This is a genomic window from Nocardioides sp. NPDC127514 (genome assembly GCF_040302125.1).
GTDB lineage: Bacteria > Actinomycetota > Actinomycetes > Propionibacteriales > Nocardioidaceae > Nocardioides.
In genome coordinates this window covers 1-15,285 of record NZ_JBEORF010000011.1, presented here as the reverse complement: position 1 = coordinate 15,285, position 15,285 = coordinate 1, and the positions used below count along the sequence as shown (strand labels likewise).

Annotated in this window: 13 protein-coding genes; 8 read left to right on the top strand and 5 right to left on the bottom strand. The window is 70.1% G+C overall.

What is annotated here, in order from left to right; translation table 11 throughout:
- Positions 1-46: 46 nt before the first annotated feature.
- Positions 47-679, bottom strand: coding sequence for a TetR/AcrR family transcriptional regulator (locus ABTX24_RS10500; RefSeq protein WP_160023876.1), 633 nt, complete (start codon positions 677-679; stop codon positions 47-49).
- 160 nt (positions 680-839) lie between these two features.
- Between ABTX24_RS10500 and ABTX24_RS10495 the strand changes: the two genes are divergently transcribed.
- From ABTX24_RS10495 to ABTX24_RS10480, 4 genes are read left to right on the top strand one after another with little or no spacing between them, the layout of a single operon-like run.
- Complete coding sequence (locus tag ABTX24_RS10495) at positions 840-2,048, top strand: oxygenase MpaB family protein (protein WP_160023877.1); 1,209 nt, start codon at positions 840-842, stop codon at positions 2,046-2,048.
- A 27-nt stretch (positions 2,049-2,075) separates the two neighbouring features.
- On the top strand, positions 2,076-3,311 hold the full coding sequence (locus ABTX24_RS10490; protein ID WP_160023878.1) for an oxygenase MpaB family protein: 1,236 nt from the start codon (positions 2,076-2,078) through the stop codon (positions 3,309-3,311).
- 1 nt (position 3,312) lies between these two features.
- Positions 3,313-5,601: a molybdopterin cofactor-binding domain-containing protein gene (locus ABTX24_RS10485; RefSeq protein WP_160023879.1), complete on the top strand. Its 2,289-nt coding sequence runs from the start codon at positions 3,313-3,315 to the stop codon at positions 5,599-5,601.
- Positions 5,602-5,629: 28 nt separating this feature from the next.
- Positions 5,630-6,115, top strand: coding sequence for a (2Fe-2S)-binding protein (locus ABTX24_RS10480; protein ID WP_160023880.1), 486 nt, complete (start codon positions 5,630-5,632; stop codon positions 6,113-6,115).
- A 29-nt stretch (positions 6,116-6,144) separates the two neighbouring features.
- Here the strand turns inward: ABTX24_RS10480 and fdhD are convergent, their stop codons facing one another.
- Positions 6,145-6,981 (bottom strand): formate dehydrogenase accessory sulfurtransferase FdhD, encoded by an 837-nt coding sequence (gene fdhD / locus ABTX24_RS10475; RefSeq protein WP_160023881.1) that lies wholly within the window; start codon positions 6,979-6,981, stop codon positions 6,145-6,147.
- Positions 6,969-7,484 carry a DUF294 nucleotidyltransferase-like/CBS domain-containing protein gene (locus ABTX24_RS10470; protein ID WP_350839379.1) on the bottom strand — a complete coding sequence of 172 codons (516 nt, stop codon included), beginning with the start codon at positions 7,482-7,484 and terminating at the stop codon, positions 6,969-6,971. The genes fdhD and ABTX24_RS10470 overlap by 13 nt, the downstream gene beginning before the upstream one ends.
- Before the next feature lie 99 nt (positions 7,485-7,583).
- Here ABTX24_RS10470 and ABTX24_RS10465 point away from each other — a divergent pair, with 99 nt between their 5' ends.
- Positions 7,584-8,234, top strand: coding sequence for a DUF1345 domain-containing protein (locus ABTX24_RS10465; RefSeq protein ID WP_201451033.1), 651 nt, complete (start codon positions 7,584-7,586; stop codon positions 8,232-8,234).
- Positions 8,235-8,324: 90 nt separating this feature from the next.
- Positions 8,325-9,239, top strand: a complete 915-nt coding sequence (locus ABTX24_RS10460) for a hypothetical protein (protein ID WP_160023883.1) — start codon at positions 8,325-8,327, stop codon at positions 9,237-9,239.
- Between the two features lie 10 nt (positions 9,240-9,249).
- Here the strand turns inward: ABTX24_RS10460 and ABTX24_RS10455 are convergent, their stop codons facing one another.
- Positions 9,250-9,651, bottom strand: coding sequence for a TIGR03668 family PPOX class F420-dependent oxidoreductase (locus ABTX24_RS10455; RefSeq protein ID WP_160023884.1), 402 nt, complete (start codon positions 9,649-9,651; stop codon positions 9,250-9,252).
- 79 nt (positions 9,652-9,730) lie between these two features.
- On the opposite strand from ABTX24_RS10455, the gene ABTX24_RS10450 reads away from it, so the two are divergent.
- Positions 9,731-10,462 (top strand): hypothetical protein, encoded by a 732-nt coding sequence (locus ABTX24_RS10450; RefSeq protein ID WP_350839376.1) that lies wholly within the window; start codon positions 9,731-9,733, stop codon positions 10,460-10,462.
- Here the strand turns inward: ABTX24_RS10450 and metH are convergent.
- Positions 10,444-14,148, bottom strand: coding sequence for a methionine synthase (gene metH / locus ABTX24_RS10445; protein ID WP_350839375.1), 3,705 nt, complete (start codon positions 14,146-14,148; stop codon positions 10,444-10,446). The two genes, ABTX24_RS10450 and metH, sit on opposite strands and share 19 nt — an antisense overlap.
- A 189-nt stretch (positions 14,149-14,337) precedes the next feature.
- On the opposite strand from metH, the gene ABTX24_RS10440 reads away from it, so the two are divergent.
- Positions 14,338-15,186 carry a PAC2 family protein gene (locus tag ABTX24_RS10440; RefSeq protein ID WP_160023887.1) on the top strand — a complete coding sequence of 283 codons (849 nt, stop codon included), beginning with the start codon at positions 14,338-14,340 and terminating at the stop codon, positions 15,184-15,186.
- The last annotated feature ends 99 nt before the right edge of the window (positions 15,187-15,285 follow it).

Here is a 15,285-nt window from a genome sequence, read left to right as displayed (position 1 = left end):
TCAGTGGTCGAGCGCAACGGTCATCCCGGAGCGAGGCAGAGACGGATCAGACGATCGCCGGACCGGAGGCCGACTCCTCCGTCAGCGCCGGGACGGTGACGCGGACGAGGCTGAGCAGCGTGTCGCCGAGGAGCCGCTCCAGGTGCTCACGGGGTGCGGGCGCGCCGAGCAGCCAGCGGCGGGTGACCGTGGTCGCGAAGGCGGAATAGCCGTGCAGGGCGGTCCGTACGGCCGGGTGCTCGCGGACCGCATGCAACCCGGCGAGCTCGCAGATCTGGTCGACCATGCGCTCGATGTAGTCCTCCAGGATCGCCGAGATCTCCTCGTCGCGTGACTCGCCGAGGAAGCCGGAGACCGCCAGCCAGGCGTCCTTGCGGGCCACGACCATGTCGACCCACTCGGCCACACTGCGGCCGATGCGGTCCTCGACCGTCGCCCCCTCGACGTAGGCAGGCATGGGGAGTCGCGGGACATCGACAAGCCGTCCGATGACAGCGAGATAGAGGTCGCGCTTGGTCGGGAAGTAGTGGCTCAACAGACCGCGACTGACTCCGCACGCCCGGGCGAGCTCCGTGGTCGAGACGTCGTCGTAGCGCCGCTCGGCGAAGACCCGAGCCGCCGCCGCGACGATCAGGTCCCGTCGGCGATCGGCCTGCATGCGTACTCGCGGAGTTGCCATGTCCCCATCCTTTCTCACCTGACCGGCTCATGCAGGCCGTTGACAGACTATATCGGCAATCTGCCGATTACTACTGGCAGATTGCCGATAGTGGCTCTACGCTATCAGGGCCGAAGTGACGTGGATCACTTCGATGACTCGGAGATGAGGAGTGGTGGCAGTGGCAGACCTCAGCAGACGAAAGCTCTTGATCACGGGCGGAGCGGTGGGCGCCGCGGCACTGACGACCCCGCTGTGGACCTGGCCGGCATCGGCGTCGATCGCCCGGGCAGGCGCAGGCGCAGACCCGTCGACGGTGTGGGACCCGGAGGCCGACCACGTCGTCGCCGACCTGATCCAGCACGGCGACGTGGACGCCGTCAACGACGCCCTGCGCGGCTGGACGCGCAACGACCAGCCCACCCCGACCTCGCTACCGGGCGACCTGTACGCGTTCATCGAGAAGGCCCGACAGCTCCCGTCCTGGGCGAACGAGGCCAAGCTCGCCGACGCCTTCGAGTTCACCCAGCGCTGGGGCCTGTACCTCGGCGTCCTCTACGGGATGAACAGCGGCATGATGTCGACCGCGATCCCCCGCGAGGCCCGGGCGGTCTACTACTCCTACGGCGGCAGCGACATGCGCGACCGGATCAAGAAGACCGCCAAGCTCGGCTACGACATCGGCGTCGACGGCGCCTTCAGCCCCTCGGGCGAGATGATCGTGACCTGCGTGAAGACGCGCCTGATCCATGCCGCCGTGCGCCACCTCCTCCCCCAGTCCCCGCACTGGGTGGCGGCCGCCGACGAGGAGATCCCGATCAGCCAGCGCGACATCATGGTGACCTGGCACAGCCTGGCCTCCTCGGTGTGGCAGAAGCTCGACGAGTGGAAGGTCGAGCGGCCGGCCGACCTGAGCGAGGGCTACCTGCACGTGTGGCAGGTGACCGCCCACATGCTCGGCGTCCGCGACGAGTACATCCCCGCGACCTGGGCCGACGCGCTCAGCCAGCGCGAGCAGGTGCTGGTGCCGCTGCTCGCCCACACCGACGAGGGCGTCGCGCTCGCCGACATCCTGCTCGACTTCGGAGCCGAGATCGACGGCACCCTCTTCACCCGCCCCGCCCTGGAGTCGATGAGCCGGTTCATGCTCGGCGACCAGGTCGCCGAGTGGCTCGAGCTGCCTCGCCACCCAGCCCTCGACACGACCATCAAGGTCGGCTGGCCCGTGTTCGTCGCCTTCCGCGAATCAGGCCAGCCGCTCTCGCTCGCGCCACCGACCTACTGGATGTTCGACGAGTTCATCCGCAAGGCCGTGCTGCTCTTCCTCGCCCGCGGGGAGCAGATCAGCATCGAGATCCCCACCGGCAACAACCCCAACTACCCCAGCTGACCGACCCACCTCAGCCAGAGGAGCATCATGCACGAGCTCAGCCGACGTAAGTTCCTGATCGCCTCCAGCATCGCCGCCGGCGCGGTCGCCTCCCTGGGCGGCCCGATGGCCGCGGCGCGGGCCGCGGTCCCGTGGACGTGGGACCCGGCCCTGTCCGTGGCCGGGAGCGGCACCGGGATCGACCCGCAATGGCTGTGGGACGACGAGATCGACTACCTCATGGGCGACGTCATCCGCCGCGGCGACGTGCCCGCGATCAACGCCGCCATCCTCGACTGGAACCACAACGACCAGCCGCTCCCCGACGGGCTGCCCGGTGACGTACGCGACTGGATGGCGCGCGCGCTGCGGTTGCCCGAGTGGGCGGACATGACCAAGCTGCGGGCCGCGGCGGCGTTCAACACCAAGAACGGGCTGCTCCTCAACCTCTGCAACGGGCCCGGCGGCGGGATGCTCTCGACCGCGATCCCGCGCGAGGCCAGAGCCGTCTACTACTCCAAGGGCGGCGCGGACATGGAGGACCGGGTCGCCAAGACCAGCATGCTCGGCTTCGCGGTCGGCGACCCCCATGCATACGAACCCGACGGCAAGGCCCAGGCACAGGCGGTCAAGACGCGGATGGTGCACGCCGCCGTACGCAACCTGCTGCCCGAGTCGCCCCACTGGGTCGAGACCAGCGGCGGCCAGCAGATCCCGATCGCCATCGGCGACATCCTGATCACCTGGCACAGCCTGGCCACCTGGACGATGCGCAAGCTCGTCGAGTGGGACCTGGACATGACCACTGCCGAGAAGGAGGGCTACCTGCACAACTGGCAGGTCAACGCGTACATGCTCGGCGTGCCCGCCGAGTACATCCCGGCCACCTGGCCGGCCGCGAACCAGCAGTCCGACCAACTCCTCGAACCGATCCTCGGCCCGACGCCGGAGGGCGTGGTCCTGACCGACATCCTGCTCGGCCAGCTCGCCGAGCAGACCAGCCCGGGCTCGTTCTCGCGACCCGCGGTCGATGCGCTGGCCAGGTATCTGGTGGGCGATCAGGTGGCCGACTGGGACGGCATCACGCCGCGTCCGTTCTGGGAATCGGCGATCCGCGCGGCCTGGCCGTGGTTCATCAAGATCCGCCAGGGCGCGGTGAGCCTGCCACTGGCGCCGGCACTGGCCTGGACGATCGACGAGGTCGCCCGGCAGTACCTGATGTTCTACCTGACCAGGGGACAGGGCACCGCGATCACCATCCCCGACGGCAACCGCACCTTCTGACGTGGAACCGCTGCGCAGACGTACGTTCCTCGGCTACGTGCTGGCCGGCCCGACCCTGGTCGCGGCCGCCGAGCTCGCCCAGGCCGAGCCGGCCACGGCGACCCGTTCGGCGGCGCCGGCGGCCGACGGCATCCCGTGGCCCGAGCCGACCGAGATCCTCGACCTCAACGACATGATGACGGTGGCCGCCATCCCGACGGCGAGCCTGATCACCGTCGAGGTCGGCGCCGATGGCGAGGTCCGCTTCGAGCTCCCCCGTGCCGAGGTGGGTCAGGGGATCACGACCTCCTCGGCGATGCTGATCGCGGAGGAGCTCGGGGTCCCGCTCGATCGCGTCCACGTCAGCCTGGCCGATGCCCGTCCCGAGCTGCTCTTCAACCAGCTCACCGGGGCCTCGAACACCACCATCGCCACCTACACGCCGATCCGGGTCGCAGCCGCGATCGCTCGTGCCCGGCTGCTGGCGGCCGCCGCGGCCGAGCTCGGCACCCGGGTCGAGGCGCTGACCATCGGCGACGGCCTGGTCGTGGGCCGGAGGCGAAGCATCCCGATCGGCGACCTGGCGGCCCGGGCCGCGAGCGTACGCACCGAGCAGGTGAGCGTGACCCTGAAGCCGGACGCGGACTTCACCGTGATCGGCACGCCGCGCAACCGGGTCGATGCCCGCGCCGCGGTCACGGGGCGCAAGCAGTTCACGATGGACCTTCAGGTGCCCGGCGCGCTGCCGACCATGGTCTGCCGGCCGCCGACGATCAACGGCACGGTCCGCTCGGTGGCCAACGCCGAGGACGTTCGCGCCATGCCGGGCGTCACCGACGTGGTCACGATCTCGACCGGGGTGGCCGTGCGGGCGCACACCTTCGGCCAGTGCATCGACGCGGTGCGAGCGCTGGAGGTCACCTGGGGACCAGGCACCGCCGAGGGGAAGGACGACGAGGACGTACTCGAGGAGCTGCGCCGCGCCGAGGCGCCACTGGGCCCGCCACCCCTGGCCCCGACGGTGGAGGCGACGTTCACGTTCCGGTTCCGCAGCAACAGCGCCCTGGACACCAACTGCGCCATAGCGGACGTACGCCGCGACCGGGCCGAGATCTGGTCGTCGCTGAAGTCACCGATCGTCGCGCAGGAGACCATCGCGGCCCGGCTCGGCCTGCCGATCCCGGCCGTCACGGTGCATGTCACCCAAGGTGGCGGCTCGTTCGGCCGCCGGCTCTTCTTCGACGCCGCCCTGGAGGCGGCCGAGGTCTCCCAGAAGATCGGCAAGCCGGTGAAGCTGATGTGGCACCGGGCCGACGACTCCCGCCAGGGCCGGACCCACCCGATGGCGAGATCACGGGTGCGAGCGGCCCACCTCGGCGGCACGGTGGTCGGCTATCAGCAGTCGCACACCAGCATCTCGACCGACCTCGGCCACGGGCTCGGCGAGATCATCACCGCGCTGGCCGCCCAGTTGCCGGTCGGCGACCGGGCCTTCTCCCAGGTCTTCTTCCAGCTCTCGCAGGCGATGCCCTACAACTTCGGGCCGGCGACCCGGGTGCTCAACGAGACCGACACCGGGTTCAACACCGGCTCGATGCGCAACGTCTACTCCCCCGACGTGACCTGCGCCCGCGAGCTGATCGTGGACCGGCTGGCCGCGAAGACGGGCAAGGATCCCTATCGCTTCCGGCGCGACCACCTGCGCAACGCGCGCGACCGGGCGGTCCTGGACCGTGTCGCCGAGGCCGGCGACTGGGGACGTACGCTCCCGGCCGGTGTCGCCCAGGGCATCGCCTTCCACGGCGAGTACCACTCCACCAGCGCCGTCCTCGTCGAGATCGACACGCGCCCGGAAACCGTGGGCCGCCGGATCCGCGACGCCGTCGCCGGACCGCGGGTGAGCAAGGCGGTCCTGGCCGTCGACGTCGGCACGGTGGTCAACCCGCGAGGTCTCGAAGCGCAGATGATGGGCTGCCTGATGGACGGCATCGCCCAGACGCTCACCTCCAGCCTGCACCTGCGCGAGGGGCACTTCCTGGAGGCGAGCTGGGACAACTACTTCTACACCCGGCAGTGGAACACCCCGCCGGACGTACGCATCATCATCGTCCCCGGCTCCGGCGAGCCCGGCGGCGCCGGGGAGCTCGGGGTGGCCGCGTCGATGGCCGCGGTCGCCTGCGCCTATGGCCGCGCCACCGGAACGATGCCGACCGACTTCCCGATCAACCACGGCACGCTCTCCTTCGAGCCCAAGCCGACCGTCCCGCCGGTGCCCGCCTCGCCGACCGACGGTCTCTCCCACGTTCGCTGAAAGGCCCGAGCCAGAAAGGACCGCCCACATGCCCACCCACACCTTCCGGGTCAACGGCGAGCAGATCAGCGTCGAGGCCGAGGACGACGTACGTCTGCTCTGGGTGCTGCGTGACCTGCTCGGCGTCACCGGCCCGAAGTACGGCTGCGGGATCAACGTCTGCAAGGCCTGCACCTCGCACCTCAACGGCCGCGCCTTCAACCCCTGTGCCGTCCCGGTGGCCGACCTCCGTCCCGACGACGAGGTCACCACGATCGAAGGGCTTCCCGCGACCGTCGGCGAGAGTGACGACGGTCTGCACCCGATGCAGCAGGCCTGGATCGACCACGACGTGGCCCAGTGCGGCTACTGCCAGCCGGGCCAGATCATGGCCGCGGTCGACCTGGTGCGGCGAGTCTCCGCGGAGGGCCGCACCGTCACCGAGGCCGATCTGGACACGATCCGCAACATCTGCCGCTGCGGCACCTATCCGCGGATCCGCCGGGCGATCACCGACGGCGCCGCGCGGATGTGACGTGTCTCGACACGCTCGCCCGGCGGCGGTCAGCCGACGGGTACGGCCGCGATGCGGTCGGTGCCCGCGTAGATGTTCATCGAGGAGCCGCGCAGGAAGCCGACCAGGGTGAGGCCGTTGTCGTCGGCCAGGTCGGCGGCGAGCGAGGAGGGGGCCGAGACGGCCGCGAGCAGCGGGATACCGGCCATCACGGCCTTCTGGACGAGCTCGAACGAGGCGCGCCCGCTGACCATCAGCATGCTGTTGCGCAGCGGCACCATGCCCTCGCGCAGAGCGTGCCCGATCACCTTGTCGACGGCGTTGTGCCGGCCGACGTCCTCGCGTACGCAGAGCAGGTTGCCCTCCGCGTCGAAGAGCCCGGCCGCGTGCAGGCCACCGGTGCTGTCGAAGACGCGCTGCGCCTCCCGCAGCCGCTCCGGGAGGATGCTCAGGAGCTCGGGCGTGACTCGCAGGGTGTCCTCCGCGACCGACCAGGCCGAGGACGTACGCACCGCCTCGAGGGACGCCTTCCCGCACAGTCCGCACGAGGAGGTCGTGTAGAAGCTGCGCTCCAGGGAGGCGTCGGGCGGCGGGACGTGGGCGGCCAGGCCGACGTCGACCACGTTGTAGGTGTTGCCGCCGTCGGCGGTGGCACCGGCGCAGTAGCGCACGCTCGCGATGTCGTCGGCGGAGTGCACGACGCCCTCGCTGACCAGGAACCCGACGGCTAGGTCGAAGTCGCCGCCGGGGGTGCGCATCGTGACGGTCAGCGGCCGGCCGTTGACCCTGATCTCCATCGGCTCCTCCGCGGCCAGCTTGTCCGGCCGTCGCGAGATCACGCCGTCGCGTACCCGCAGCACAGGCCGTCCAACCGTCACTCGTCCCATGTCAGCTCCTGTCCTGTGGGTTCCTGAGAGGTCATGGCCTGGCGAGCCCTCGCGTGGACGCCGGCGTCGCAGCAGAAGCCCCGGCTGGTGCGCTTGAGGCAGAGGAGCCCTACACAGCGGCCGTCCTCGACCACGGCCAGCCTGCGGCACCGGTTGCCGATCATCCACACCCAGGTCTCCCAGAGGTCGGCGTCGGGGGCGACCGTGCGGCCCCGCAGCGTGCCCATCGCCCTCGCCGGTCCGTCCCCGCTCGCGCCGACCTCGTGCGGTTCGATGACCGTGAGCAGCCGATCACCGTCGACGACGAGCGCCGCGTGCACGTGGTCGTCGCGGAAGAGATCGCGTACGTCGCGACCGGTCGCCGTGGCCGGGAGCAGCTTCGGCCGGCGGACCATGGCATCGGCCACGGTCGCCTCGCCGGACGCGTACGCCACCCGGCCGCCGCCGAACTCGACCCCACCCTGCTTGCGGGTGGTCGACTCCTCGATCCTGCTGAGGGGCACCTGTCCTCTTCTCGTTCGCGCTGCCGATCCTGATGACACCACGGTACGCCGCGCCCGTCGCAGCCGTCCGCCGGGCGAGACGACGGGTAGCCTGCAGGCGTGAGTCGGACGAGTTCGCAGACGCCTCTCCCCTCGGCTGCCGGGGTCCGGCTGGCCGGCTCGCTGGTGGCCGGAGCGATGGCGGCCGCGGCCGGCGTACTCCTCGTCGACGCGCAGATCGGCACCCTTCTCGCGGTAGCGGTCGTCCATGCCACGTTCGTCGCCTCCGGCTGGATCGCGCTGTGGCCGCTCGACGCCGACACGACCCGCGCCAACACCCGCCGCGAGGACTTTCGCCCCGCGGCCGAGGAGCTCGTCGTGGTCGCCATCTCGCTGTGCGGGCTGCTCGGGATCGTGATGCTCCTGGTCGTCGGCCACTCCGCCCAAGGCCGCCTCGCCGCGGCGGTCGCGCTCGTCGGCGTCTTCCTGGCCTGGGCGAGCCTGCACCTGATGTACGCCGCGCGCTACGCACACCTCTACTACGACGGCGACGCCGGCGGGATCGACTTCAACTCCGACGACAAGCCCGCCTACCGCGACTTCTTCTACTTCAGCTACAACCTCGGGATGACCTACCAGGTCTCCGACACGTCGGTGACCAGCTCCCGGATCCGCGCCGTCGTGCTGAGGCACACGTTGCTGTCGTACGTCTTCGGTGCGGTGGTGCTGGCGAGCACGATCAACCTGGTGGCCGGGATCGCAGCGGGCTGACGCCCGGTGCCACCAGATGAGCCGTCGACTCGGCACGGGATCGCCCAGCCACGTACGATCTGCCTACCTACGACGGGTGCCGGAGGTTCCGTGAACGAGATCCAGCTCAGCGACCTGAGTCTTGGACGCCATATCGCCCAGGGCTCTCAGGGCCGCATCATCGAGCTGGCCGACCACCCCGGGACGGTCGCGAAGCTGTACCGCACGCGAGAGCTCGGCCTCGTGGACGGCCGTGCCCTGGCGGAGCTGGTGCGGATCCGCGGGCTCGTCGAGAGCGAGGGCCTGCAGGTGGACCATTTCGCCGCCTGGCCGCACACGGTCGTGCTCGACGGGCTGCGCACCGCCGGCTTCTTGATGCAGCGGGTCCACGAGCCGTTCCTGGCCGGGTTCGGTCCCGCCACCGCGCTCGCTGAGCTGGGCCTGCTCGTCGACACGGGTGACGTACGCAGCCCCGGGATCTACGAGCGGGTGCTGCTGATGCGGGCGCTGGCCGCGGTGATGGACGCGCTGCACCGGCAGGGGCTCGTCCTCGGCGACCTGTCGCCGCGCAACATCGCCTGGTCGGTGACGCCGATCCCCCGGGTGATGCTGCTCGACTGCGACGGGATCCGGCCGGCCGGCGAGGACGGCGTCCTGCCGCCCGCCGACACCCGCGGGTGGGAGGACCCCACCAACCTCGGCATGCCGCCGACCGCCGACAGCGACCGCTTCAAGCTGGCCCTCACGATCGCCCGCGTGCTCACCGGCGACCGCAACGCCGCCCCCGCGCTCCGGCCCGACCTGACCTTCGCCGGCGAGGCCGGCATCCTGGTCGGCCCGCTGACCCGGCTGATGGACCAGGCCGCCGGCCCTCCCGGGCTGCGCCCGACCGCGTCGCAGTGGGCCACCGTCCTGGACGTACGCAGCCCCTGGGCCGGCACGGCCCCGCCGGCCCCTCCGGCGATGCGCTCCCGCGGTCCGTCTCCCAGCGGGGAGATCCTGCGCCCCTTCCGACGCTCGCGCTGACCCCGAGGCCTCAGGTCGCCGACCAGCCGGACCAGCGGGTGACCTCGATGACGATCACCGGCCCGGCCGGCGGCTGGGCGCGGTAGTCGGCGTACTTCGCGACCAGCGGGTCGAGGTCGTAGGACGCGTGCACCCGCCCGACACCGTCGGCACGTGCCCACCACAGCTGCGACCAGTCGTCGTCGTAGGCGTCGACCAAGAGCGACACCGCCGGGTTCGCCGCGATGTCCTCGAGCCGCCGCAGCCGGGTGGTCGACTTGGGCTTGTGATCGACCGCGGAGAGGATCACGTCCCCCACCAGGGCGAACACGATCGGCACGATCCGGGGCACGGCGTCGGCCGAGACCGTCGCCAGCCGTGCCACCCGGGCGGCGGCGAACCGCTCCCGGGCCCACTCCTCCTCGTGTCGCACCGTCCGAGCCTATCCGCGGTCGCAGAGTGCGGCCGGGAGCCGGATACGGTGTCCCGCATGGCTCCCGATCTCCCGTCTCGTGCTGCCTGCTGAGGCCGAGCGGCTGCTCACCGTCGATCTGGTCGAGTGGCTCGCCGACCTGGTCGATCCGGCGCTGCTGCGGCAGGAGTCACCGAAGGCGCGGCTGCAGGGCCTGCGCAGCGCGGTCGTCCACCGGATCGGGGTCAACGAGGCCTCCGCGCTGCTGCACTTCCGCGACGGGCTCGAGCACAACCCGCTGCCGCTGCGCGACCAGGACGGCCTGCGGCTGGTGCTGGTCACCAGCCGCGGTGAAGACTTGGCCGTCGACGACGTCGAGTTCGCCGACTGGAGCCGCGACGACGACTGCCAGCGCTGCCGGACCGCGCTGGAGAGCTGGGCGCCGCCCGCCTTCGACAACGGTGCACGGATCACGTCCGTCGGCGGTCTGCACATCGCCTACGACCACGCCGACCGCGCCGGCATGGAGCCCGAGGAGCTCCTGGCCCGGCTCCGGCCCGCGGTCGCCGAGGCCAATGCCGCCCTCGGCACCTGGGACCCCTCGACGGTCGGCGCGTACTGGTACCCGGCCACCGAGACCTGGGCCCACGTCATCCCGCTGAGGCTCGACCGGGAGCGCGACCCGGTGGCGGGTGTGCTCACCCGCCACCCGGACGGCTACCACCTCGTCACGATCCTGACGCGGCGTACGGCGTTCTGGAACGTGGTCAGCGTCGGTCAGGTCCCGCCGGCGTGGCTGGACAACCCGGAGGATCAGTCCTCCGGGTCGTAGCCCAGGTTCGGCGACAGCCAGCGCTCGGCCTCGGTCATCGTCCAGCCCTTGCGCCGGGCGTAGTCGGCGACCTGGTCCTGACCGATACGGCCGACGACGAAGTACTGCGAGTCGGGGTGGCCGTAGTAGAGGCCCGAGACCGAGGCGCCCGGCCACATCGCCATCGACTCGGTGAGCTCGATGCCGGTGTTCTTCTCGACGTCGAGGAGAGACCAGATGGTCTGCTTCTCGGTGTGGTCGGGGCAGGCCGGGTAGCCCGGAGCGGGGCGGATGCCGGAGTACTTCTCGGCGATCAGGTCCTCGTTCGCGAGCTTGCCCTCGTCGGCGGCGTAGCCCCAGAACTCGGTGCGTACGCGCTCGTGGAGCCGCTCCGCGAACGCCTCGGCGAGGCGGTCGGCGAGAGCCTCCAGCAGGATCGCGGAGTAGTCGTCGATGGCGTCCTTGAACGCCTTGACCCGCTCGGGCAGGCCGATCCCGGCGGTCACCGCGAAGGCACCGACGTGGTCGGCTCCCTGGCCGACCGGCGCGACGAAGTCGGCCATCGACTTGTTGGAGATGCCGTCGCGGTGCTGGCCCTGCTGACGCAGCTGGAACAGCGTGGCGCGCTCCTCGGTGCGCGAGTCGTCGGCGTAGACGACCACGTCCTCACCGGTCGAGTTGGCCGGGAAGAGGCCGTAGACGCCGCGCGCCTCGAGCCACTTCTCCTCGATGATCTTGTCGAGCATCTCCTGCGCGTCGTCGTAGAGCTTGCGCGCGGCCTCGCCGGTCGCCGGGTTGTTGAGGATGTCGGGGAAACGCCCCTTCATCTCCCAGGCGTTGAAGAACGGCTGCCAGTCGATGTAATCCCGCAGCTCCGCGATCGGGTATTCCAGCAGCGTGTGCACGCCGGTCTGCGCCGGCCTCGCCGGCAGCAGCGAGTAGTCGATCTCGGGCTTGTTGGCCTTCGCCTGGACGTACGTCAAAGACACCCGCTCGCGCCGCTCGGCGTGCCGCGCGCGCAGCGAGTCGTAGTCGACCTTGACCTCGGCCATCAGCTTCTCGCGCCGGCCGGCGTCGAGGAGGGCCGCCGCGGTCGGCACCGAGCGGGAGGCGTCCTTGACCCAGACGACGGGGCCGTCGTAGGCCTTGTCGATCTTGACCGCGGTGTGGGCACGCGAGGTGGTGGCACCGCCGATGAGCAGCGGCAGGTCGAGCCCGACCCGCTGCATCTCGGTCGCGAAACCGACCATCTCGTCCAGCGACGGCGTGATCAGGCCGGAGAGGCCGATGATGTCGGCGTCGTGCTCCTTGGCGGCGTCCAGGATCTTCTGCGCAGGCACCATCACGCCGAGGTCGATCACCTCGTAGTTGTTGCACTGCAGCACCACGCCGACGATGTTCTTGCCGATGTCGTGGACGTCGCCCTTGACCGTGGCCATCACGATCGTGCCGTTCTTGGTCTCGGCGTCACCCGGCTGCTTCTCCGCCTCGATGAACGGGATCAGGTAGGCGACCGCCTTCTTCATCACCCGGGCGCTCTTGACCACCTGCGGCAGGAACATCTTGCCGGCACCGAACAGGTCGCCGACGACGTTCATGCCGTCCATCAGCGGTCCCTCGATGACCTCGATCGGACGGCCACCACGAGCCGAGATCTCGGCGCGGAGCTCCTCGGTGTCGGCCTCGACGTAGGCGTCCAGGCCCTTGACCAGCGCGTGGGTGATCCGCTCGCCGACCGGCAGCTCGCGCCAGGCCTCGGCCTTGGCTTCCGCCTCGGGTGAGTCCTTGTTGTACTTCGAGGCGATCTCGAGCAGCCGCTCGGCAGCATCGGCGCGCCGGTTGAGCACGACGTCCTCGATCCGGTCCCGCAGCTCGGGGTCGACCTCGGAGTAGGGCACCAGCGCACCGGCGTTGACGATGCCCATGTCCAGGCCCGCCTCGATCGCGTGGTAGAGGAAGACCGCGTGGATCGCCTCACGCACGGGGTTGTTGCCGCGGAAGGAGAAGCTCACGTTGGAGATGCCGCCGGAGACCTTCGCCCCGGGGAGGTTCTGCTTGATCCAGCGAACCGCCTCGATGAAGTCCACGCCGTACGTCGCGTGCTCCTCGATCCCGGTCGCGACCGCGAACACGTTCGGGTCGAAGATGATGTCGTCGGGATCGAACCCGACCTCGTCGACGAGGATCCGGTAGGCCCGCTCGCACACCGCGATCCGGCGCTCGTAGGAGTCGGCCTGGCCATCCTCGTCGAAGGCCATCACGACGGCCGCGGCGCCGTAGCGCTTGCACAGCTCGGCGTGCTCGACGAAGGACTCCACGCCCTCCTTGAGCGAGATCGAGTTGACGATCGGCTTGCCCTGGACGAGCTTGAGACCGGCCTCGATGACCTCCCACTTGGAGGAGTCGATCATGATCGGGACCCGGGAGATGTCGGGCTCGGAGGCGACCAGGGTCAGGAACCGGGTCATCGCCGCGACCCCGTCGATCATGCCCTCGTCCATGTTGACGTCGATGACCTGGGCGCCGTTCTCGACCTGCTGCGCGGCCACGGAGAGCGCGGTGTCGAAGTCGCCGGCCTTGATCAGGTTGCGGAACTTCGCCGACCCGGTGATGTTGGTCCGCTCCCCCACGTTGACGAAGAGGCTCTCCTCGGTCACGGTGAACGGCTCCAGGCCGGAGAGCCGCAGCGCGGGCTCGACCTCGGGGACGTCGCGCGGCGCGACCCCCTCGACCTGCTTGGCGATCTCGGCGATGTGGGCCGGCGTGGTGCCGCAGCAGCCGCCGACCAGGTTCACGAACCCGGCGGTGGCGAACTCGTGGACGTGCCCGGCGGTGTCCGTCGGGCCCTCGTCGTACTCGCCGAAGGCGTTCGGGAGCCCCGCGTTGGGGTAGCAGGAGACAAAGGCGTCCGCGACGCGGGCGAGCTCGGCGATGTAGGGGCGCATCTCCTGGGCGCCGAGCGCACAGTTGAGGCCGACCAGGAGCGGGTCGGCGTGGCGTACGGAATCCCAGAACGCCTCGGTGACCTGCCCCGACAGAGTGCGGCCGCTGGCGTCGGTGATCGTCCCGGAGATCACGACCGGCCAGCGGCGGCCGTACTCCTCGAAGACCTGCTGGACGGCGAAGATCGCCGCCTTGGCGTTGAGGGTGTCGAAGATCGTCTCGATGAAGATCAGGTCCGAGCCGCCCTCGAGGAGCGCGCGGGTCGCGTCGGCGTAGGCGTCGCGGAGTTGCTCGTAGGTGACGTTGCGGGCGCCGGGGTCGTTCACGTCCGGGCTGATCGAGGCCGTACGCGTCGTCGGGCCGAGCGCGCCGGCGACGTAGCGCGGCTTCTCGGGGGTCGAGTAGATGTCCGCGGCCGCACGAGCCAGGCGCGCCGCCTCGAAGTTGATCTCGTAGGCGAGGTCGGCCAGGTCGTAGTCGCTCAGCGAGACCGCGTTGGCGTTGAACGTGTTGGTCTCGATGATGTCGGCGCCGGCCTCGAGGTATTCGCGGTGGATGCCCTCGATGATCTGCGGCTGGGTCAGGTTGAGCAGGTCGTTGTTGCCGATGAGGTCGCTGGGCCAGTCCTTGAACCGCTCGCCGCGATAGCCGGCCTCGTCGGGACGGTCACGTTGGATCGCAGTGCCCATCGCACCGTCGAGCACCATGATCCGCTCCTTCAGGGTGGCGGTCAGGGTCTCGGTGACATCAGGGCGCAGACTCACTCTTGTTTCCTCTCCCGGGCGGGCACGGTGGTGTGCACGGCTTTGCCTGAAACACGCTACGGCGTAGGTGCCCGGGCTATGCCATTTCATTCCGAATCCTGACACCGGGAGTCCACCAGGTGGGAATTGTGAAGGTGTACGCAGGGTGAACGACGCCGACTCCCTGGTCCCGGTGACTAGGGTGGAGGTGTGATCGAGATCGAAGAGACCCGCGACCTGGTCGATCCTGTGGTGATCGCCGCGTTCGAGGGCTGGAACGACGCGGCCGATGCCGCCTCCGGCACGGTTGACCATCTGATGGACGTCTGGCACGCGCGGGTGGTGGCCGAGATCGATCCCGAGGACTTCTACGACTACCAGGTCAACCGCCCGGTCACCGGCACCGACGAGAACGGCTTCCGTTCCATCACCTGGCCCACTACCCAGGTCGCCGTCTGCTCCCCGCCCGACCTGGACCGCGACATCATCCTGGTGCGCGGCATCGAGCCCAACATGCGCTGGAAGCAGTTCGTCAGCGAGATCCTGGAATGCGTCGACGAGCTCGGCGGCCAGCTCGTGGTGACCCTCGGCGCGCTCCTCGCCGACGCTCCGCACACCCGGCCGATCCCGGTCTCCGGCACCGCCACCGAGCCCGACCTCGTCGACCGGCTCAAGCTCGACTCGCCGTCCTACGAGGGGCCGACCGGCATCGTCGGCGTGCTCCAGGAGGCCTGCGTCCAGTCCGACATCCCCGCGGTCTCCTACTGGGCCGCGGTCCCCCACTACGTCGCCGCCCCGCCCTGTCCCAAGGCCACCCTCGCGATCATCAACAAGCTCGAGGACCTCCTGCAGTGCTCCATCCCCCTCGGCGACCTCCCCGAGGACGCCCGAGCCTGGGAGCGCGGCGTCAACGACCTCGCCGAGGAGGACGAGGACGTCTCCGACTACGTACGCTCCCTCGAGGAGGCCCGCGACACCGCCGATCTCCCCGAGGCCAGCGGCGACGCCATAGCCCGGGAGTTCGAGCGCTACCTCAAGCGGCGTACCGACGACTCATAACAGCCGAGGCGTCACCCCCGTCGGCCGAGATGTCACAACGATGACCGCCTCGGTCGTCGGCGGACGCGTCGGCGGTGAGGACCGCAGCGGCAAGAAGTC